Source organism: Luteococcus sp. (genome assembly GCF_043424415.1).
In the GTDB taxonomy this organism is placed as follows: domain Bacteria; phylum Actinomycetota; class Actinomycetes; order Propionibacteriales; family Propionibacteriaceae; genus Luteococcus.
On the sequence record NZ_JBHWOO010000195.1, the window covers coordinates 1 to 2,684 of the forward strand.

The following is a 2,684-nucleotide window of genomic DNA, read 5'->3' on the forward strand; positions in this document are numbered from 1 at the left end:
CCGGCGCCGTTGGGTCCGAGGAAGCCGTGCACCTGTCCGGTGGGGACTTCCAACGTCAGCCCGTCGAGGGCGCGCAGCCTGCCGAAGGTCTTGACCAGGTCAGTGGTCTGGATTGCGAGGTCGTTCATTCCCGTCTCCCGGGGTGGTGGTGTTGGCTGCCTGCAGCGTCTCCAGATATGCGGGCGTGAACAGGCCATGGGTGAAGACTTCGGCGGCCACCAGGCCATAGCGCTCGACGACGTCTGGGTCGTCGAGCTGCTGGCCTCCCAGCTGGCGGGCAAACTGCTCCGAGAGCATGAGCAGACCCAGGGAACTGGCTGCGAGGAAGGCCACGGTGGCCTCCCGGTCCTGGGGCATGTGCACCAGCCCCTGCGCCTCGGCCAGGTCGAGCAGGGACGCGGTCATGGTGACGGTCCGGTTGTAGATCCGGTCCGCGATCGCGCCCCCCTCGCGCAGGCCGGTGGTCAGGTAGGCGATCACCGGTTCGTACTCGGGATGTTCGGCCAGGTAGTCCCGCAGGCCGGGCTGGGGGCCGAGGGTGAGCAGCGTCTTCTCCTGCTCCAGGAACTCCATCACCCAGTCGTCGCAGTGCTCGCGCAGCCGGTTCTTGCTGCCGAAGTGGTGAATCACGAGGCCGGGGGAGACGCCGGCACGTGCGGCGATCTGGCGGATCGTCGTCTTCTCGAAGCCCTGGGCACCGAACAGCTCCAGGGCCGCCAGGCGGATACGCGCCTGGGGCAGGAGGTCGGCAGGGTTTGAACTCACGTTCAAGAAGTTAAACGCATGTTCAGTCTGAGTCAAGAACTCCGATCAGGCCACGTCGCGCCGGGTGAAGAAGAGCCAGCCCAGCACGATGCTCGCCAGTGCCAGCCCGCCCAGCCACAGGCCGGCATCCGCGCGGGTGAGGACGTGTTGCACCGCGAAGTAGGCATCGGTGGTTCCGGGCTTGAGCACGTTGACCGTGTAGGTCATCCGCCCCTCGAACCAGGCCTCGAGGTTCTGGAGGAGGCCGAAGCGCTGCAACCAGGAGTCGCCGTTGCCGTAGGAGACGGAGAAGAGGCTGTAGACCGCGACGGCCGACACCACGGCCACCGTGTGGCGGAAGAGGAAGGCCAGTCCCGCGGCTGCCAGCGCCCCGGCCACCGCCAGCACCAGACCCCGCCCCAGCCCCGCCAGCAGCGAGGCCTGCGCCTGGCCAGTGAGGTCTTGCTGGAAGTCACTCATCTGGCCGATGACCCACAACCCGACGACCATCAAGCAGGAGACCACCGTCGTCAGCACCGCGGTGAAGAGCCCCACCACCGCCAGCTTCGAGGCGACGACCCTGCTTCGCCTCGGCTCCACCAGCAGCCAGCTGCCGATGTTGCCAGTGGTGAACTCGGCTCCGACGAAACTGCCCGCCGCCAGCATTCCTGCCGCCAGCGACAGCAGGCCGGCCAGGTAGGGCAGCGGAATGACGGCGTCGCTCATCCGCGCCGGGGTCATGGCGTACCACTGTGCCCGCGGAGCCATGGCCTCGGCGGTGCACTCCATCAGGTAGGAACGATCCATCTGCGGGTCGCTGCGGAGCATCTCCTCATTGCTGGCCTGGCAGTCCTTGATCTGCTGGGCCCCGTTCCTGTCCCAGTCGGCCTGTGCCTGCCGGTAGCTCGCGATGGCCTCCTGCTTCTGCTGCTCGGTGGGGGGCCCGGTGCCCTCCCAGACAGCCCAGCCGGTGACGCCCAGGGCCAGCAGCACCCCCACCAGGCACAGGATCGTCACTTGCCGGTGCAGCAGGCGCCGCAGCTCGGCCAGTACCAGTCGTGCCATCTCAGTTCTCCCTCTGCATGGTGATCCCGCTGCCCTCGCCGGGGCTGTTTCCGCTGGTCAGCTCCAGGTAGACCGACTCCAGGTCGCGACGCACCGGCGTCATCTCGCGCACGTAGAGCCCTTCGTCGGCCAGCAGGCGGGTGATCCGGGCCGGGTCCCCGGCACCCTCCACCATCAGCGCGGGGCCGTCGGTGCCCACCTGCAGCCCGGCCCGCACCAGCACCGTCGCCGCCGTCGTCGAGTCCTCCACCAACACCCGCACCCGGCTGGCGCGCGCTCCCAGCAGCTCCACCACACTGCCGCTGGCCAGCAGGCTTCCCTTGCCGATCACACTGACGGTGTCGGCCACCTGCTCCACCTCGCTGAGCAGGTGGGAGCTGACCAGCACGGTGCGGCCCTCGCGCCCCAGGCCGCGGACGGTCTCGCGCATCTCGTGGATGCCCGACGGGTCGAGGCCATTGGTCGGCTCGTCGAAGACCAGCAGCTCGGGATCCTTCAGCAGGGTGGCGGCCAGCGCGAGGCGCTGCTGCATTCCCAGCGAGTAGCTGCGGAAGCTGTCCTTGTCGCGCCCGGCCAGCCCCACCTGCTCCAGCACCGCGTCGACCCGGCGCGGGGCGACTCCGGCGGCCGTGGCGGCGAGCTCCAGGTTCAGCCGGCCCGAGAAGTTCGGGAAGAAGCGGGGACGCTCCACCACCGCGCCCACCTGCGGCATGACGGCCGGCAGGTGCCTGGGGACGTCACGTCCCAGTACCTGCATCGAACCGGCATCGGCCCGCACCAGTCCCAGCAGCATCCGGATCGTGGTGGTCTTGCCCGAGCCATTGGGCCCCAGGAAGCCGTGCACACCGCCGCGGGGCACCACCAGGTCGAGCCCG

The 2,684-nt window shown here is 69.2% G+C and carries 3 protein-coding genes and 1 pseudogene; all 4 read right to left on the reverse strand.

Going from position 1 to position 2,684, the window contains the following annotated elements:
* A pseudogene (locus tag ACHFFZ_RS11330) lies at positions 1–128 on the reverse strand (ABC transporter ATP-binding protein); the annotation flags it as partial.
* On the reverse strand, positions 100–765 hold the full coding sequence (locus ACHFFZ_RS11335; RefSeq protein WP_394276722.1) for a TetR/AcrR family transcriptional regulator: 666 nt from the start codon (positions 763–765) through the stop codon (positions 100–102). The gene ACHFFZ_RS11335 and the pseudogene ACHFFZ_RS11330, both read right to left, overlap by 29 nt.
* Before the next feature lie 45 nt (positions 766–810).
* Complete coding sequence (locus ACHFFZ_RS11340) at positions 811–1,809, reverse strand: hypothetical protein (protein WP_394276723.1); 999 nt, start codon at positions 1,807–1,809, stop codon at positions 811–813.
* A 1-nt stretch (position 1,810) separates the two neighbouring features.
* Positions 1,811–2,684, reverse strand: an 874-nt coding sequence (locus ACHFFZ_RS11345) for an ABC transporter ATP-binding protein (RefSeq protein WP_394276724.1), incomplete at its 5' end; no start/stop codon positions are given.

Excerpts from the sequence above, each read along its gene's own strand:
- ACHFFZ_RS11340 (WP_394276723.1), bottom strand. The coding sequence starts at position 1,809 with ATGGCACGACTGGTACTGGCCGAGCTGCGGCGCCTGCTGCACCGGCAA.